The sequence below is a fragment of the Peteryoungia wuzhouensis genome (assembly GCF_003205195.1).
GTDB classification, from domain to species: Bacteria; Pseudomonadota; Alphaproteobacteria; order Rhizobiales; family Rhizobiaceae; genus Allorhizobium; species Allorhizobium wuzhouense.
Window position 1 is genome coordinate 20,789 of sequence record NZ_QJRY01000012.1, and the last position, 16,365, is coordinate 37,153.

The 16,365-nt window shown below is 60.1% G+C and carries 12 protein-coding genes; 2 read left to right on the forward strand and 10 right to left on the reverse strand.

What is annotated here, in order from left to right; translation table 11 throughout:
* The first annotated feature begins 37 nt into the window (after window positions 1–37).
* Complete coding sequence (gene speB, locus DMY87_RS22855) at window positions 38–1,084, forward strand: agmatinase (RefSeq protein WP_110793949.1); 1,047 nt, start codon at window positions 38–40, stop codon at window positions 1,082–1,084.
* A 160-nt stretch (window positions 1,085–1,244) separates the two neighbouring features.
* On the opposite strand, the gene DMY87_RS22860 is transcribed toward speB, so the two are convergent.
* The 4 genes from DMY87_RS22860 to DMY87_RS22875 form a co-directional block, all read right to left on the reverse strand.
* On the reverse strand, window positions 1,245–3,416 hold the full coding sequence (locus DMY87_RS22860; protein WP_165826431.1) for a methyl-accepting chemotaxis protein: 2,172 nt from the start codon (window positions 3,414–3,416) through the stop codon (window positions 1,245–1,247).
* 302 nt (window positions 3,417–3,718) lie between these two features.
* The gene (locus DMY87_RS22865) at window positions 3,719–4,267 is read right to left on the reverse strand and encodes a GNAT family N-acetyltransferase (protein ID WP_110793951.1); all 549 of its coding nucleotides are present in this window, start codon (window positions 4,265–4,267) and stop codon (window positions 3,719–3,721) included.
* A 148-nt stretch (window positions 4,268–4,415) separates the two neighbouring features.
* On the reverse strand, window positions 4,416–5,276 hold the full coding sequence (locus DMY87_RS22870; RefSeq protein ID WP_110793952.1) for an SDR family NAD(P)-dependent oxidoreductase: 861 nt from the start codon (window positions 5,274–5,276) through the stop codon (window positions 4,416–4,418).
* Complete coding sequence (locus DMY87_RS22875) at window positions 5,273–8,170, reverse strand: amino acid permease (protein ID WP_110793953.1); 2,898 nt, start codon at window positions 8,168–8,170, stop codon at window positions 5,273–5,275. Before DMY87_RS22875 ends, DMY87_RS22870 begins: the two co-directional genes overlap by 4 nt.
* Before the next feature lie 126 nt (window positions 8,171–8,296).
* Between DMY87_RS22875 and DMY87_RS22880 the strand changes: the two genes are divergently transcribed.
* Window positions 8,297–8,968 carry a TetR/AcrR family transcriptional regulator gene (locus DMY87_RS22880; RefSeq protein ID WP_110793954.1) on the forward strand — a complete coding sequence of 224 codons (672 nt, stop codon included), beginning with the start codon at window positions 8,297–8,299 and terminating at the stop codon, window positions 8,966–8,968.
* Window positions 8,969–9,035: 67 nt separating this feature from the next.
* Here the strand turns inward: DMY87_RS22880 and DMY87_RS22885 are convergent, their stop codons facing one another.
* The 6 genes from DMY87_RS22885 to DMY87_RS22910 all read right to left on the reverse strand — a co-directional run bounded on the left by DMY87_RS22885 (window position 9,036) and on the right by DMY87_RS22910 (window position 16,364).
* On the reverse strand, window positions 9,036–9,779 hold the full coding sequence (locus tag DMY87_RS22885; protein ID WP_133253052.1) for a GntR family transcriptional regulator: 744 nt from the start codon (window positions 9,777–9,779) through the stop codon (window positions 9,036–9,038).
* A 245-nt stretch (window positions 9,780–10,024) separates the two neighbouring features.
* Window positions 10,025–10,978, reverse strand: a complete 954-nt coding sequence (locus DMY87_RS22890; RefSeq protein ID WP_110793956.1) for an ABC transporter substrate-binding protein — start codon at window positions 10,976–10,978, stop codon at window positions 10,025–10,027.
* Between the two features lie 77 nt (window positions 10,979–11,055).
* Complete coding sequence (locus DMY87_RS22895; protein ID WP_245409021.1) at window positions 11,056–12,465, reverse strand: amidase family protein; 1,410 nt, start codon at window positions 12,463–12,465, stop codon at window positions 11,056–11,058.
* A gap of 589 nt (window positions 12,466–13,054) precedes the next feature.
* Window positions 13,055–14,641: a gamma-glutamyltransferase gene (gene ggt / locus DMY87_RS22900; protein ID WP_110793958.1), complete on the reverse strand. Its 1,587-nt coding sequence runs from the start codon at window positions 14,639–14,641 to the stop codon at window positions 13,055–13,057.
* Window positions 14,642–14,787: 146 nt separating this feature from the next.
* Window positions 14,788–15,588, reverse strand: coding sequence for an amino acid ABC transporter ATP-binding protein (locus DMY87_RS22905; RefSeq protein ID WP_110793959.1), 801 nt, complete (start codon window positions 15,586–15,588; stop codon window positions 14,788–14,790).
* Window positions 15,585–16,364 (reverse strand): amino acid ABC transporter permease, encoded by a 780-nt coding sequence (locus DMY87_RS22910; RefSeq protein ID WP_110793960.1) that lies wholly within the window; start codon window positions 16,362–16,364, stop codon window positions 15,585–15,587. Before DMY87_RS22910 ends, DMY87_RS22905 begins: the two co-directional genes overlap by 4 nt.
* Between the last annotated feature and the right edge of the window lies 1 nt (window position 16,365).

Sequence of the window (16,365 nt, forward strand, 5' to 3'; positions counted from 1 at the left end):
CCTCTATTGTCGTTGCAGATTCCAAGGAGACCAAGTCATGACGGACCAGCAACATCTGAAGGCCCTGCGCGAGAAATACGGTAATGCTGCCGGCGGTGACATTTTCGATCCGCATTTCCGAAAGGTGGCCGAAGCCCAGTTCACGGGCGGCGACAAACGCAAATGGCCTTTCGCCGGGATTCCGACCCTTCTCGATGCGCCGGCGATGCCGGACGCAGCCGCGCTCGACGATTTCGGCGGGCTTGATATCGCACTCGTCGGCGTGCCCATGGATTTGGGCGTCACCAACCGGAACGGCAGCCGCTTCGGACCACGTTCGATCCGCAGCGTTGAACGGATCGGCCCCTACGATCACGTTCTGCGCGTCTCTCCGCAGACCAAGGCAAAGGTTGCCGATATCGGCGACGTGCCGATGCAGAGCCGTTACGATCTGGCTCGATGCCATGCGGATATCGAGGCTTTCTACCATCGCCTCATCGGTGCCGGTGTTCGCCCGCTGAGCGTGGGCGGCGATCACTCGATCACCTCATCCATCCTGAAGGCGGTTGGTGCGAAGGAACCGGTCGGTCTCATCCACATCGACGCCCATTGCGACACTGCCGGCCCTTACGAAGGGACGAAGTTCCAACACGGCGGCCCCTTCAGACTGGCGGTGCTCGACGGCGTTCTCGACCCGAAGCGCACCATCCAGATCGGCATCCGCGGCCCGGCCGAATATCTCTGGGAGTTCTCCTATGAGAGCGGCATGACCGTCGTGCATGCCGAAGAGGTGAGCGAAAACAGCCTCCCGCGCATCATCGAAAAGGCGCGCCAGATCGTCGGAGACGGCCCGACCTACATCTCCTTCGATATCGACAGCGTTGATCCGGGTTTTGCGCCGGGAACCGGCACACCCGAAGTGGGCGGCCTTCAGCCGCGCGAAGTGCTGCAGATCCTGCGCGGTCTGTCCGGCCTGAACATCATCGGTGGCGATGTCGTGGAAGTCGCACCGCAATACGATCCGACCAGCAATACGGCGCAGATCGCAGCTCAGGTGCTGCATACGATCCTGTGCCTGATGGTGGATCAGGAGACGGACGCCTGAAAGGCATAAACGCCAGACCCGAAAGCCAGTCGTGCCGGTGTGCAATTCTGTCGACACCGGGGACTTGGACGACGGGCTGACTTCACTGGACGGAAGAGGGAGTTAGCTCCCCGAAGAAGCGGAAGGAGATATCGTCTCCCTCCGCTTTTTTTGTCTGGCCTCAGGCGGCCTTGCTGATCTGGCCACGTCCGACGACGAAGCGCGAGATCATCTGGCTGAGGGTGTTTGCCTCGCCGTTCAGCACGGCCGAAGCCGCAGTCGTTTCTTCGACCATGGCCGCATTCTGCTGCGTTGCCTGGTCCATGTGGTTCACGGCGGTGTTGATCTCGCGCAGGCCGGACGCCTGTTCGCCGGTGGCGCGCGAAATCTGTTGCATCAGCGAGTCGATCGCCTGCACCTGTTCCGCAATCCGATCGAGGGACTCGCCGGTTTCCGCGACGAGCGTAACGCCCTGGCCGACCTGATCGTTCGAGGCGGAGATGAGCGCCTTGATTTCCCGTGCGGCCTGTGCCGAGCGCTGGGCAAGTTCTCGGACTTCCTGAGCAACGACCGCAAAGCCCTTGCCAGCCTCACCCGCACGGGCTGCCTCGACCCCCGCATTGAGCGCCAGAAGGTTGGTCTGGAAGGCGATCTCGTCGATCACGCCGATGATCTGGCTGACCTTGCGCGAGCTGTCCTCGATACCCTCCATCGCGGAGATGGCCTTCTGGACGACCTCACCGGAGCGTTCTGCCTCGGTGCAGGCCGTCTTGACCTTGCTGGCGGCCAGTTGGGCATTGCCAGCACTTTCGTTGAGCTTGTCGGCGATCTCGCCGAGCGCTGCCGTCGTTTCTTCGAGGCTCGCGGCCTGCTGTTCGGTGCGCTTGGACAGGTGGTCGGAACTGCGGCTGATCTCGCGGGTTCCGGCATTGAGCGTATCGACCGTTACATTGAGGCGCAGGACCGTGTTTTCGAGGCTATCGACCGCAGAATTGTAGTGATCGCGAAGTTCTGCATAGGAGCCCGGGAATTCTTCCGAGATCCGGTGAGAAAGATTGCCGTCCGCGAGCTGCTGAAGTCCCTTTCCGAGCGCCATCACAACCTTGCGCTGGGTTTCCGTGACCGCATGGCGCTCAGCCTCGGTCTGGCTGCGCTGTTCTTCCGCAGCAAGGCGCTGCCGCTCGGCCACGGCCTCGATGCTGCGACCTTCGGCCAGCTGATTGCGGAAGCTATCGAGCGACGTTGCAAGAGCGCCCACTTCGTCCTTGCGGTCCTGCCCGCCCACCGGCTGTTCGTAATCGCCACGGGAAAGGCGTGAGACCTCTTTCAGCAGGGCGCCAATGGGTTTCTGGATGAACATGCGCACGGCGGCCAGAAGAGAGATGATCACGGCGGCCATGATGACCAGACCACCGGCAATCAGGATCAGCGTCTGCTGGTTGACGATGGCGGATACCACGGCAACAGGAACGTCTTCGACGATCATCCAGCGTGTATTCAAGCCTGGCAGATCGAAAGGCATGACGACGCGGAACACCGGTTGCTGGTCCACCCCGATCACATTCTTGAGGATGACGGTCTCACCCTTCAACGCCGCAGCCTTCACGGCCGCATCACCTTCGAATTCATAGGGCTTCATGATTTCGCCCTTGTCGGGGGCGGTAAGCCAGAGCCCCTGGCCGGTCTGGAGATAGACACGCCCGACACCGAAGGGACGCTGATCTTTCAGGGCGGCGGAAAGTGTGTCGAGGCCAACGTCGACACCGAGTACACCACGGAGCTTTTCAGCGCTGATGACCGGATAAACGATGCTCATCATCAGCATGCCGCCGGCTTCATCCTCGACATAGGGCTCCGTCGCAACACCCGCACGGGTCGACGAGGGCAAGGAGAAATAACCTTCTTCACGATTGATGACTTCAGGAACGAGCAGCTCGAGGCCATTCGCGCCACGTGTCCAGTATGGCGTGAATTCGCCACTGCCGTTGACGCCGGTTGCCGTGCCCGGTGCAGCCTTCTTGCCATCGAAGCCATTCACGTCTTCCAGCATCCAGGAGCCGAAGACCAGGTCGAATTTCTCGATCAGCGCAGGCAGCATTTCGGTCACGCCGGCCCTGTCGACCTCGGTCCGTTCAACGACGGAAGCCATCGCCTTGACGGAACCCGCCAGATTGTTCAGCTGCGATGCAACCCCGGCAGCCGTTGCCTTGGCATCCGTGCGGGCTTGGTCGAGCGTCATCGAAACAGTGCGTTCGCGAACCTGATAAATGACGGCTACGAAGGTCACTGCCAGACACAGCAAGATGGCGGTTGCGCTAACGCTGAGCAGCTTGAATGCGAGAGTCCTGGTCATGATCGGTCCTTGATCCCTATCCGCAACGACCTTTCCCAGAAGAAATGGCCGATGATTTCCCCGCAAATCTGACAGCAGGTCCATAAAATATTGCTAATTTTTACAGTGCGGAGGTAAACGACCGTTGAATAAGATGAAAATCTGCCCATCGCGCACCACTCATGCCGGCACGCTCAACGCACGCGGGCAAGGCAGCATGATACCCAACCATCGGGCTTAGCCGCGCCGCCCTTTGGTTCACACCGCCTTTGGATCGAAGTGCCGGAAGCTTGGCCCGATCGACATCGGGACCATTCGGGTTTTCACCGCTCGGAAGCGAAGGGCAAAGCCTCCCATTCCTTCCGCAAGATCGCATATTGCATGGTATTCTCGTAGATCGGCAGACCATCATCGCCGTTTCTGAAGGACACGAACTCCACGAACAGTCCTTCCCGGCGCATATGCATTCTTTCGCACAGCCGCTGCGATGGGAGATTGTCGTCCTCAACATAGGCGTACAGCCGGCGCGCGCCCTTGACTTGAAACAGATAGGCGAAGAGGGCGTGCACGGCTTCCGAGGCAAGACCTGAGCCGCCAAAGTCTGGATTGAAATTCCACCCCACGGAATAGGTGTCCTCCTCCGCGATGGCGAAGAGGTCGCCTACGAGCCGGTCCGTCTCCTTGAGGCAGACGGCGACATATTCGTCGCTCGTGCTTCGCTTTTCAGCCTCCGCCTTCGCTTCGTCCATGTTTTCAAGCTTCAGCGACAGAAAACAACTGACTTTCGGATCCCGCAGATAGTCAAAGAGATCGCCTGCATCGTCGGACCGGAAATTTCTCAAAACCAGGCGGGACGTCTTGAGAATTTCCATCAGGTACACCCCTCTATGCCGCGACACGAATGCGAAATCGGCGGCACCATGGTTCGATGATGCGCGCCTGCAGAAGCTGCCAAAATGGCGACAGCCCGCGGCTCGGATGGATAGGCCTTGGCGCCGGCTGCCACCAATCACAACGGCTTTACTGGCTGGCCTTGGTTCCTCCATCGGAAGGCGCCGCCCCGATCTTGGCAAGGTAGCGCTTGTGACCCACGATCCCCTTCTTGAGGAAGATCTGCAGAAGGCGCGGCAGGATCCACGGAATGCATCCGAAGATCCGCGACAACACCCCGTCTCCGTACGGCAGGTAATATTCGAGACGTCCCTCGCGAACCGCCCGGATGGCGAGATCGGCCACCTGCTCTGCGGATAGTGGATCGGAGACGAAGTTCAGGGGAGAACCTCCGCTTTGGGCCTCCATGCGCAGCATCGGGGTATCAACGCCGGACGGGAAGATACTCGACACGCGAATGCCCCGGCTGCGCACTTCGAGCGACAGCGAACTGGAGAAACCGCGCAACCCGAACTTGCCCGCGGTGTAGACCGTGCTGTCGGCAAGCGGCAGAATTCCCGCCATGGACACGATGTTGACCACGGAGCCACCGGCCGGAACGGCTGGCAGGAAATGGTGCAGCACCCGGAGCGGCCCGAGCAGATTGATCTGAACCTGAAGGTCGATATCCTGCTCCTGAAGACTGAGGAACGGGCCAGGCTTGATGAGGCCGGCATTGTTGACGATGACGTCGACCCGCCGCGTCATGGCTTGGACGGTCGCTGCGGCAGCGGCCACAGACGCGGAATCGGTCAGGTCGCAGACGATGCCGGTGGTCGCGCCGCCGAGCTTTTGCCGGGCCGCATCAAGCCCGTCTGCATTGATGTCGAGCATCAGCACATGGAAGCCCGCATCGAGCAGACGCCGGGTCAGCGGTTGGCCAATTCCGCCGGCAGCCCCTGTCACGAGAGCGAACTTGCCTTTGCCGTTGAGGATCTTGCGCGTGCTCATTGACCAGCCTCCAGCGTGCTGTGTTGTTTGTCTGCGGATTGGACAGTGAACGTCTTCTGCGATCCACGTTGTCGGTGAACTCCGTCCTCGGGGCGCCTCAGATCCGCGTAGGACCCGTCATCGAGATCCGGCCAGCCGAGCTTGCGACGGAATTCGGCCATCAGGCGCTTATAGGTGTCGGTGTGCACGTAGTTGGCGTGACGCGGCGAGTCGATGTAGACCTTGCCGCCGCGCAGATCCGGAAAGTGCGTCCGGCGTTGCTCATCGAGCCAGGCCCGAGCCACATTGGTCTCTGTCGCATGCACGTCGGCGATAATGAGTTGCGCCATTTCGTCGAAGCGGCGGTAGGCGGCATCGGCAAATTCGGTGAAACCCAGGACATACAGACCCCGCTCCGACCGGTGGATGACATTCATGTAGAGCTGCGGTCGACCGTCCTTCCATTCGAACATCGCCGGATCGAAGAATGGCATCTTGTACTCGTATCCCGTCGCCAGCATGATCAGGTCGACCTCTTCTTCCGAGCCGTCCTTGAAGATGACCGAGTTTCCGCGCAACTCCTTGATATCGGGCTTGGCGATCAAATCCCCATGTCCAAGATAATGCAGGATCTGCGTGTTCATGATCGGATGGCTGGACAGCGCATCGTGATCGGGTTTCGGCAGCCCGAGACGTGTAAGATCGCCATTCAGGGTATCGAGCATCTTGCCGACGTCTGTCGACACCGCCACGCCCTTTGGTGGCAGAACCTGCCCGCTCATCAGGACGTCGGTCGGAATGCCGAACAGATGTTTTGGAACGAAGCGATAGCCTCGGCGCACGCTGAAGAAGGCCTTGTCTGCGAACTTCGCCGCATCGCAGGCGATATCGACGCCGGAATTGCCGGCGCCCACGACAAGCACGCGCTTGCCCGTGAACTCCTCGGGCTTCATGTACGAAACCGAATGGCGGATCTCGCCTTTGAAGCTATCGGCGCCCGGTATCCTCGGGATGGAAGCATGCCAGGTGACCCCGGGGCAGGCAACCACCCCCGCATAGGTGCGGATCTCACCGGTGGAAAGCATGACCTTCCACTTCCCATCCACGGGCACAGCGGAAACGACCTCCACGTTGAAGGTGATGTAGTCGTAGAGACCGAAGGCGCGGGCGAAGGACCGGATATAGTCCAGGATCTGCTTATAGGAGGGGTAGTCCGGAAAATGATCCGGCATCGGAAACCCGTAGAAATAGGAGGTCCATTTCGAAGAAATGAAATGCGCGCTTTCATAGATCGGCGTTCCCGGATTCTGGGGATCCCAGAGCCCGCCAACATCCGAGTGCCGCTCGAAGCAGTCGAAGGGCACGCCCTCCTTGATGAAGGCCCGTGCCATGACCAGTCCCGACGGTCCGGCACCGATGATGCAGTATTGGTTTTCGTAATTGGTCTCGACAGCAAGACGCTCGGAAACCGGTCGATACTGGGCGCCGGCGATCTGGGCATAGACATTCGGACGGTTGATCTTCAGCCACCGCGCATAGACGAGGGCAAAGAGAGAGAGCGGCAGGAAGACCCAGGGCAGACCATTGATCAGCGGATTGTCGCTGCCGGTCAGCTTTTGATAGCTGTTGACGACAAGAACAAGGCACACCGTCAGTCCCAGCGCGCCGATTGTCGGCAACACGCGTGTCGTGACACGGTTTCCACGTTTCGCCTTGACGAAGAAACCAACCACTGCCAGCGAGCATGCAATCTGCATCGCCAGGATGCCGATCGTACCCAGACCGATCATCGAGGACGCAATCCCGAGATAGGGTGATACGCCGTACATTCCGAGCCCGAAGACGACGATCAACTGCAGAGACGTCATGAAGACGCTGGCGACATGCGGCGAGTGAAAGTTCGGGTGAAAATTCGCAAGCGCGCTTGGAAGAAGGTGGTCGCTGGCCAGCGCAAAAAGATAGCGGCTGGCGGCGTTGTGGACCGCGAGAAAGCTTGCCAGCATGCTGGCAACGAGCAGCAGCCCCATGACGGCCGTCAGCACCTCGCCGCCATAGCGATTGGACAAGGCAAAGAGCAGATTGCCGGATTCGCGAGCCGCCAGAGGCTGAACCTCACTTGTCCCGATCGAACCGATGATGATCCAGACGGAGACCATGTAGAAGGCGACCACCACCGCGAGCGAGATATAGGTCGCGACCGGAATGGAACGCCGCGGGTTCTTGGTCTCCTCGCCATAGAGAGCTGCGGCTTCAAAACCGAGGAAGGATACGATTACGAAGGGGATGATTGCACCGATCGACGGATTAAACACCTGACTTGCCGACCAGACGTCGAGCGGCAGGGCCGAAAGGCCGAGCTTCGCTAGAACCAGAGCATCGAAGACCAGCAGAACCGAGAACTCGGCAATCATGAAATAGGTGAGAACCCGCGCCGACAGATCTAGGGAGCGGTAACCGAGGAAAGCAACGGTGAGAATGCCAAAGGCGGCACATCCCATCCATGGCAGTTCGTAACCGAGTTCCTTGGTCAAAAGCGAGGTGAAATAGCCGAAGGCGGCGGCCATGCCGAGCGAATAGGCACAGTAAGCCAGTGCTGCGGCATAAGCCGCAATGACGCCGGCCGGCCGGCCGAGCCCCTGCCCCACTTGGGTATAGAAGGCGCCTTTGCTGACGATCTCGCGGCTGAGCGCCGTGTAGCCGAAGGCAAAACACAGAAGCGTCAGCCCCACAAGAACGAAACCTGCAGGCATGGAGAGACCGGCACCCGTTTCAAAGGCCAGCGGCGTATTCCCGATCATCGCGGCAAGCGGAGCGGCAGCCGCGATGACGAGCACGATGACGCCTGCCGTTGTCAGCGCACGTTTCTTCGATTGGCCAGCCGGATAGGCGGCCGAGTTTCGGCGATTTACATCCATCTATGAGTTCCCCTGCTGCGGTCGATTATCGTGACGACCGTCATTTCAAACCCGAGCATTGATCGAGTTTGCAAAGCTGTCAATATCGAGCGATGCTCGAATTTCAAAAAAACAGGATTCGACCGAGTGGATGACGTGAACCAGCAACAGGAGATAGCGAGCGAAGACCGCCTGAACATGCGGAGCGCGGGGCTGCAAAACCGCAGCCGTGAACGTGTGGAGCAGATCCTGGCGGCAGCAGAAGCGCTCGTTGTCGAAACGGGTATCGAAGGATTGAAGATGCGCGAACTCGCCCGACGCGCAAGGCTTCCGATCGCATCGCTCTACCACTACTTTCCGTCGAGCAGCAGCATCGTGCGCGCGATGGCCATCCGCCACCTGGATGACGTGCGGGCCGTGCTGGGCAGAGAACTCGAAAAGGTCGTCGATCCCTCGATGCCGATCGACCGGCGCGCTTACACAGCCGACAGCCTGGTGCGCACCGTGCTCGACCATCTGCTGCGCACGCCGGCATCGGCAACGATCTGGGACAGTCTGAGATCGAGTCCGGAGCTGCGCCAGCTGGACATGGAAGATACCGCCACGAACGCCCGGGCGCTGGAGCCCTACCTGCGCTGGGTCGCCCCCGACCTACGCGAAGAGCGGATCCCCATGCTGATGATGGTCATCCTCGAAGCCCTGCAGGCAAACGTCATCGTCATCATGCATTCCCCCACGGACATGCATGCAAACCTGATCGACGCTCTTGCCGATATGCTGACAGCAACGCTGAAAGGCCTGCAGACCTTACAGGCGTAAGCGGCAGAGACATCAGGCATAGCCCAGGCCCATCGGATGCACTGGAGGAAACAGGGCGAGCAGGGCCTTATTCCTGGACCGACACCTCGTTGTCATCGTCGGCGCGCTGTGACTTGCGCCTTCGCCCCCTTGTCGGAGCAGGTGTCCGGTCCATGTCCATCAGGAGGTTCATCGCCCGTTCCGCGTAACTCAAGGCCGCGACAAGGGCGTCTTCGGCCGACTGCAGATCCCTGGCTCGGAGTGCAAGAAGAACTGCAAGGAGATGGGCGTGGATCTTGCCGACAAAGATCGGCGCTTCGAAAATGGCGTTGGAGGGTGGAGCGACATTAACCCAGACATATTCGATCATCTCGATGAGCGCGCTCGAACCTCCAATCCGGTAGAGCTCCATCAGGATCGCATTGAAGCGCTGGGCGTAACCGGTCGTCTGCCCTTCATCAATTGCGCGCTGGATGTCCTCGGCCTCGGAGATCAACTTGTCCAGCTGCGGCGCGGTGATGCTCTTGAAAGCCTTTTCCAGCGCAAGCGTCTCGAGCCGAACCGTGATTTCGAAGAATTCGGAGAAGCGTCGCTGCGAGATGATCGGAACGCGTGCAGACCGGTTCTCTTCGACGGTCAACGCACCTTCATCCCCCAATCGCTTGAGAGCCAGACGCACCGGCATGGGGCTCACGCCGAACTCCGCCGCCAGATTTCTGATCTTCAGCGTGTAGCCCGCAGGCCAACGACATTCCATAAGATCCTTGCGGATGGAGTTGTACACCCGATCCGCGATCGTCTCTTTCCCCACCAGAGGCTGACTTTGCTTCATCCCGTCCCGTTCCGAATTTTCACGGCGTGACAGCGAAAGCACAATCTTCACGCCGCTTCAATGGAAAGCGAATGGATTGGCCTCGTCGGGCACAAGCTTCGCGCGGAATCGGCGACAGGAAAGTCGTTGCGGAGGGGTTGCCGGCTCCCTCCGCAGTCGCGCATCACGAAATTACGCTTCGCGATGTACCAGACAAGGTGAAGTGTCCCCCAGAGAGAAGGAAACCTGTAGCGCAAGATTCAAGATCAGTTGATCCAGCCCGCCCAGACGGACTCGTTCTTCGCCACCCAATCGGACGCGACAGCATCGGCGGCCTGGCCATCGACTTCTTGAAGCTTGATGGCCGCCGCCACCTCGTCGGTGTTGAGCGACAGCTTCTTCATGATTTCGGTCGCGTAGGGTTCCTTCGTCTCGAAGCCTTTGTTCACCAGCTTGAAGACAGAGCCCTCGGGCGGCGCACAATCGCGGGTGGCGTCCGGATTTGAACCCCAGGCTGGATCATCGTAACACGCCTGCTCGAAGGCCGGCAGTTCGATGAACGAGCCCGTATCGCTTCCGTAAAGCCAATGAGGAACAAAGCCGTAGCCGATCACCGGCACCTTCTTCTGGATGTCGCCCTGCATGGTCGCGATCATCGTGCCGAGCGAACCCGGCGGAGTGACATGGATATCGAGCTTGAGCGCCTGGGCCGTTTCGACCGGTCCGATGATATCTGCGGGTACCCCGAGAAAATTGATCTTGCCTGCGGTCTCCGGTGTGGAAAGAGCCTTGACGCAATCAGGCTTGGTCAAGGCTTCCCAGTTCGGCAAGCCCGGGCAGAGGTCAGCCACATAGCTGGGATACCAAAGCCCTTCCTTGACGCGCACGCCCACCTCACCGAGCTTTTCGACCTCGCCGGAGGCCAGCGCCTTGTCGATCTGTTCCTTCACGGAGCTCCACGCGGCCGGTGACGCATCGATGTCGCCGAACTCAAGCGCCGTGAAGTGCGCGCTGTAGTCCGTCTTCACGTATTCCACTTGGTAACCGGCCTTGGACAACACCTGCCCAAGAACATTGGTTATGAAGTCGGCATCCGGAATGTTAAAGACCGCGAGCCGGACAGGATCATCCGATTGCGGCTTGCCGGCAGCGAAGGCCGAGGCCGGAACCACCGTGAGGGCTGTTAGGCCCACCAGTGTCAAAAGTCTCTTGGCACTCATGCGAATTCCCCTTTTTAGTTTATGAGATGCAGTTGATCCGAGCGCGCCTGCCTTCTCGAAAATCGAGGAAGGCCGGCCTACTCGAAACCGGGCGGCAGCGTGTAGCCGCCGAAGATCTCGTCACAAAGGGCGGAGAACGCCAACGTCGTTCGGTCCCCGTAGGACGGTCCGATGAACTGAACACCGGCAGGCATTGAGCCCACCTTGAAGGGAAGAGGCCGCACCGTGACCGGCAGATGCGCCAGCGTCGCAAGACCCGGCCAGAGCAGGTTTTCGAGATAAGGGACGTCCCGATCGCCGACGCGGAGAACCCGTGCCATGCTCGGGATCGGACCATCGCCATCCTGGTTCTGATGGGGAAACGCTGTCGTCATTGCCACGGGGCAAATGAGAATGTCGAAGCTTTCGAACCAGCTGTTCCACTTGGCGATATGGTGTGCCTGCCGCTCACGCAACGCGAAATATTCCGACGTGCTGGATCGAACGCCACGGGCAGCACGCCCGGCAACGCTGTCGGCCGGATAGGTCGCAGCTGCCGTGTCATAATCCGAAAGATCGGCGCCACCCAGTTCGCCGCCAATCACCGCAAACAGAAGGGAGATGTAGAGATCTTCGTCCCCCGGCAGCGGGTTCGGGGCCTCGACAAGCTCGACGACGTTGACGCCCTCCTGCGCAAGCGCGCGACCGAAGGCTGAAATGGCCTGATGATAGTCTGGGTCGACCGGGAAGCTCCCGCACCAGATGGCCACCCGGAAATCGCGAAGCGAAGTGGCGCGAGCCTGCGGAAGGTTCAACGTCCAGGCTTCGCCAGGTGCCGCACCGGCCAAAACATCCATCGCGGCGAGGAGGTCGGCGGAGCTTCGGGCCAGCGGACCGCAAACCGACAGTGGCGACTGAACGAGCGCGCCGGGATTGGGCGGGATCTGGCCCCGCTGCGACACGACCCCGTAGCTCGGCTTATGGCCCCAGACGCCACAGAAATGCGAGGGAACGCGAATGGAGCCGCCAATGTCGCTGCCCAGCTCCAGACCGGTGAATCCGGCGGCCAACGAGGCGGCCGAGCCACCTGAAGATCCCCCTGGCGTGCGACCGAGGTCCCAAGGATTGTTCGTGACACCGTAGATCGGATTGTAGCTCTGGTGGTCGGCCGCAGCGAGCGGGACATTGGTTTTGCCCCACATAACCGCACCGGCAGCGCGCAGCCGCGCGACCGCATCGGCATCCCGAGCCGATCGATAGTCCTTCAGCTCCGGAATGCCCGCCGTGCAGCCGAAGCCGTCCACTTCGAACGTATCCTTGATGGTCATCGGAAGACCGGCAAACGGACCGGTAATGGCTCCGTTGTCCACGGCCTTTGCCGTCACTTGCGCAAGCTCGAGCTGTGCCTCGACTACGGCGTTGACCTTCGGCCCAAGTGCCTCGAACCGCCCAGCCATGTGAGCCAGCAATTCTACGGCACCAATGCGGCGGCTGCGCAGCTCAGCCATTGTTTCGGTGGCAGTCCACCAATGCGGGGGAGTCGTTTTGGGCATCATTCCCTCGACCGTTCGAAAACTGAAATCCGTCAAGACGCCCCATGTCGGCCGGCAAATGCAGCAATTGCCACATCCAGGATGCTTGCCTCACGTCCGAGCTGTCGAAAAACATTTCATATGCAACACACACAATTGTCAATCACAAATCTATCAATAAATACGCCGCGAAACGGAAGGATGAATGCGAAGACATAGTTCAAATTCGCCGCAATTGAGGAATTCTGGTGCGGCTTCCGTCAATTGAAGACACAAGGAACCGGAAGTTTGTAATTAAAATGAGATAGTATGATAACAGCTGCGCCATGAGCAGGCGCTTCTGTGACACGGAATAACCACGGAGGCGGATCGAAAAGACCGCGCACGCTACGACAGATGGGAACGGATACCTGCACGGGTGTGTGTTCATCCCCGTTCTGCTGAACATGCCGGTCCGCCCGGATGCGCTGCTCCTGGCGAACCCTCTGAGCCACCGCCAGGAACAATGTTGGAGATGCGATGGCCCGGATGGCCGCGCCATAACCTCGCTTTGCGGATCGCGGCCTTAGTAGCCCAGGGCACAACCATCCATGCGACTGTCAGACCCGCCGATCAAAACGCCTTGGTCCCAGTCGATCATGATCATCTGCCCACCGCCGTGAGGCTCCGGCGCCTCCACGATCGTGTGCCCCATCTGTCGCAACTGCTCGACAGTGTCTTTGGGAATGCCGCGCTCGACCACTGTCTCCCCCATTGTGTGGAAGATGCGCGCCTGGTCGATCGCCGCCTGCGGATCGAGACCGAAATCGGCAACCCCGGTCAGCACATGCGTGTGGCCAAACGGTTGGTAGTCGCCACCCATGACGCCGTAGACGAGCCAGGGCCGTCCGTTTTTCAGGGCCATGCCCGGCATGATGGTGTGCAAGGGGCGCTTGCCGGGACCAACGGCATTCGGATGGCTGGGATCGAGCGAGAAGCCCATGCCCCGGTTTTGCAGCGTGATCCCGAAGGTCGGAGCAACCCTGGTTGAGCCAAATCCCCAATAGACTGAATTGATGAAGCTCACGCAGTTTCGATCCTTGTCGACGACGGTGAGATAAACGGTGTCCGATTTGCGCATCAGTGGCGGAGGCAGATGCGTCGCAAAACGGTCGGGGCTAATCTCGGCACGCAGCCGCGCTGCATAGTCCTTCGACAAAATCTCGTCGAAGGGATACGCGGCATGCCGCGTGTCGCAGACGAAGGCGTCACGGTCCCGGTAAGCCAGCCGCCCCGCCTCGACTTCGAGATGCAGCCGCTCGGCACTCATAGGCTCCATCGCGGAAAGATCGAAACCTTCCAGGATATTCAGCATCAACAGTGCCGTGATACCTTGGTTGTTCGGAGGAATCTGGCAAACCTCCATGTCCCGATAGGTCGTGCGCACGGGCGTGACATACTCGCCTTCCGCCGTCTCGAAATCCTCCAGAGTGTGGTAGCCACCGAGGCCTCTCAGGTAATTCACGATCTCCTTGGCCACCGGGCCCTTGTAGAACCCGTCACGCCCATTTTTCGCAATCAGGCTCAGCGCATCGGCGAGACCCGGATTGCGGAAAACCTCGCCGGCCCGCAGTGGACGATCATTCGGCAGAAAGATGCGGGCGGCATTGGGATCGCGCCGAAGCCGGGGCGCATCCTCGACCCAGTCATGGGCAACCCGCGGATGAACGGGGAACCCATTGCGGGCAAAATCAATGGCAGGCTGAAGGAGTTCGCCGATCTCCTTGCGGCCGTGATCGGCCACGAGCCGGGTCCAGGCATCGATGGCACCAGGGATGGTCACGGAATGCGGGCTGCAATCCTCGATCTGTGTCGCCCCTTCGGGAGCAAGTCCCGTCGTCGGCAGGCCGCGCGGCGTTCGACCGGAACCGTTGTAGCCGATTATGTCGCCCGTCCCGTTCTTGGCCATGAGGACGAAGCAGTCCCCACCGATCCCGGTCTGCTGCGGCTCCACCACGGCGAGCACCGCAGCAGCGGCAACGGCAGCGTCGATCGCAGCCCCGCCACTGCGCAGGACCTCGATGGCAACGCGCGTGGCATGCGGGTTGTGTGTGGCAGCCATGCCGTTCATCGCCATGGCGGGAGATCGGCCGGGAAGTTGTAAATCTCTCATGATGATATCCTTATTGCCCTTGAGGCCGACCGCGTTCCGGTCCGGCGCCCAAGCGCGTCTGTCGTTTCATGATGGGCCAGCCGTCCCGGCCGCAGCGCCCGGGGTAAAGCCCCGGACACTGCAGACCAAGAACGACCGCAGCGCCCTCAATGGTCTCTTTTGCCGATGACGCGCGACAGGAAGGCCGCCGTCCGCTCATGCTTTGGCGCGGTGAAGAACGTCTCCGGCGGCGCGTCTTCGATGATGCGTCCTTCGTGCATCATGATCACACGGTTTGCGACCTCCCTCGCAAACCCCATCTCATGGCTGACGACAATCATCGTCATGCCTTCCCGGGCCAGTTCCTTCATCACATCGAGAACTTCGCCGATCATCTCCGGATCGAGTGCGCTCGTCGGCTCGTCGAACAGCATGACCGACGGGCGCATTGCGAGCGCCCGCGCAATGGCAACACGTTGCTGCTGGCCACCGGACAACTGCGCGGGATAGGCATTTGCCTTGTCGGCAAGACCCACGCGGGCGAGCAGGGTACGCGCTGTCTCGATCGCTTCGGTCCGCGGCACCTTACGAACATGAACCGGCGCTTCGATGATATTCTCCAGCGCCGTCAGGTGCGGAAACAGGTGAAAGAGCTGAAAAACCATGCCGATTTCACAGCGTTGACGCGCGATGTTGCTCTCGGCGTCCTCCACCAACCGGCCATTGCGTTCGCGATATCCGATCAGATGACCATTCACCTCGATGCGGCCGCCCTGGATCTTCTCCAGATGGTTTATGCAGCGAATGAACGTGGTTTTGCCCGACCCGGACGAGCCCACGATCACGATGACCTCACCTTTGTAGACATCGAGATCGATGCCTTTCAGCACCTGAAGGTCCCCGAAGCGTTTCTCGACACCGCTGACCCGCACGATAGGCGCCTGTTTATTGGTAACCTGATCCGTCATCGTGTTTCCCTTCCCTCGCCAAGTCCGAACATCTTGCGGAAGATGGATGGTGACTGCTGGGCCACAACCCGCGCCGCTGGATCACCGAACCTGCGCTCGATGCGTTGCTGGACGAAACCCCAAAGCGTGGTCAGGGTCAGGAAGTAGCAGGCGACGACCAGATACAGCTCGAACACCCGGAAGGTGACCGAAGTGACCATCTGTGTCGCAAGAAGAAGTTCAGGCACCCCGATGACGCTGAGAAGAGTCGTGTTCTTCAGCATGGCATTGAACTCGTTTCCGAGCGGGGGAATGACCACCCGCGCCGCCTGAGGCAGGATGATGCGACGCATGTAGAGCGGATAGGTCATCCCGAGCGACTTCGACGCTTCGGTCTGACCGACCCCCACCGATCCGATACCGGCACGGATGATCTCAGCCATATAGGCCGCTTCATTGAGGGTCAGGGCAAGAATGCCTGCCTGGATGTTTCCAGGCAGGATGAACAGGCCGAGATCGATATCTTCGAAGCGAAACAGGTTTGCGGCAGCAAGGCCCGTATAGATGAAGACGATCTGGACCAGCAAAGGCGTGCCGCGGAATGCCCACACGAAAACTCGTGCGGGCACGCGCAGCGCGCTGAACTTGGAAATCTGCGCCAGTGCGATGAACAAGCCCAGCGCCGTGCCGAAAGCCTGAGCAATGACGCTGACGCTCAAGGTCAACCAGAGACCGTGCAGATAAACCGAACTCGGCCTCAGGAGATATTCCCAGAAGATGCTCAGGTCGAAATTCATG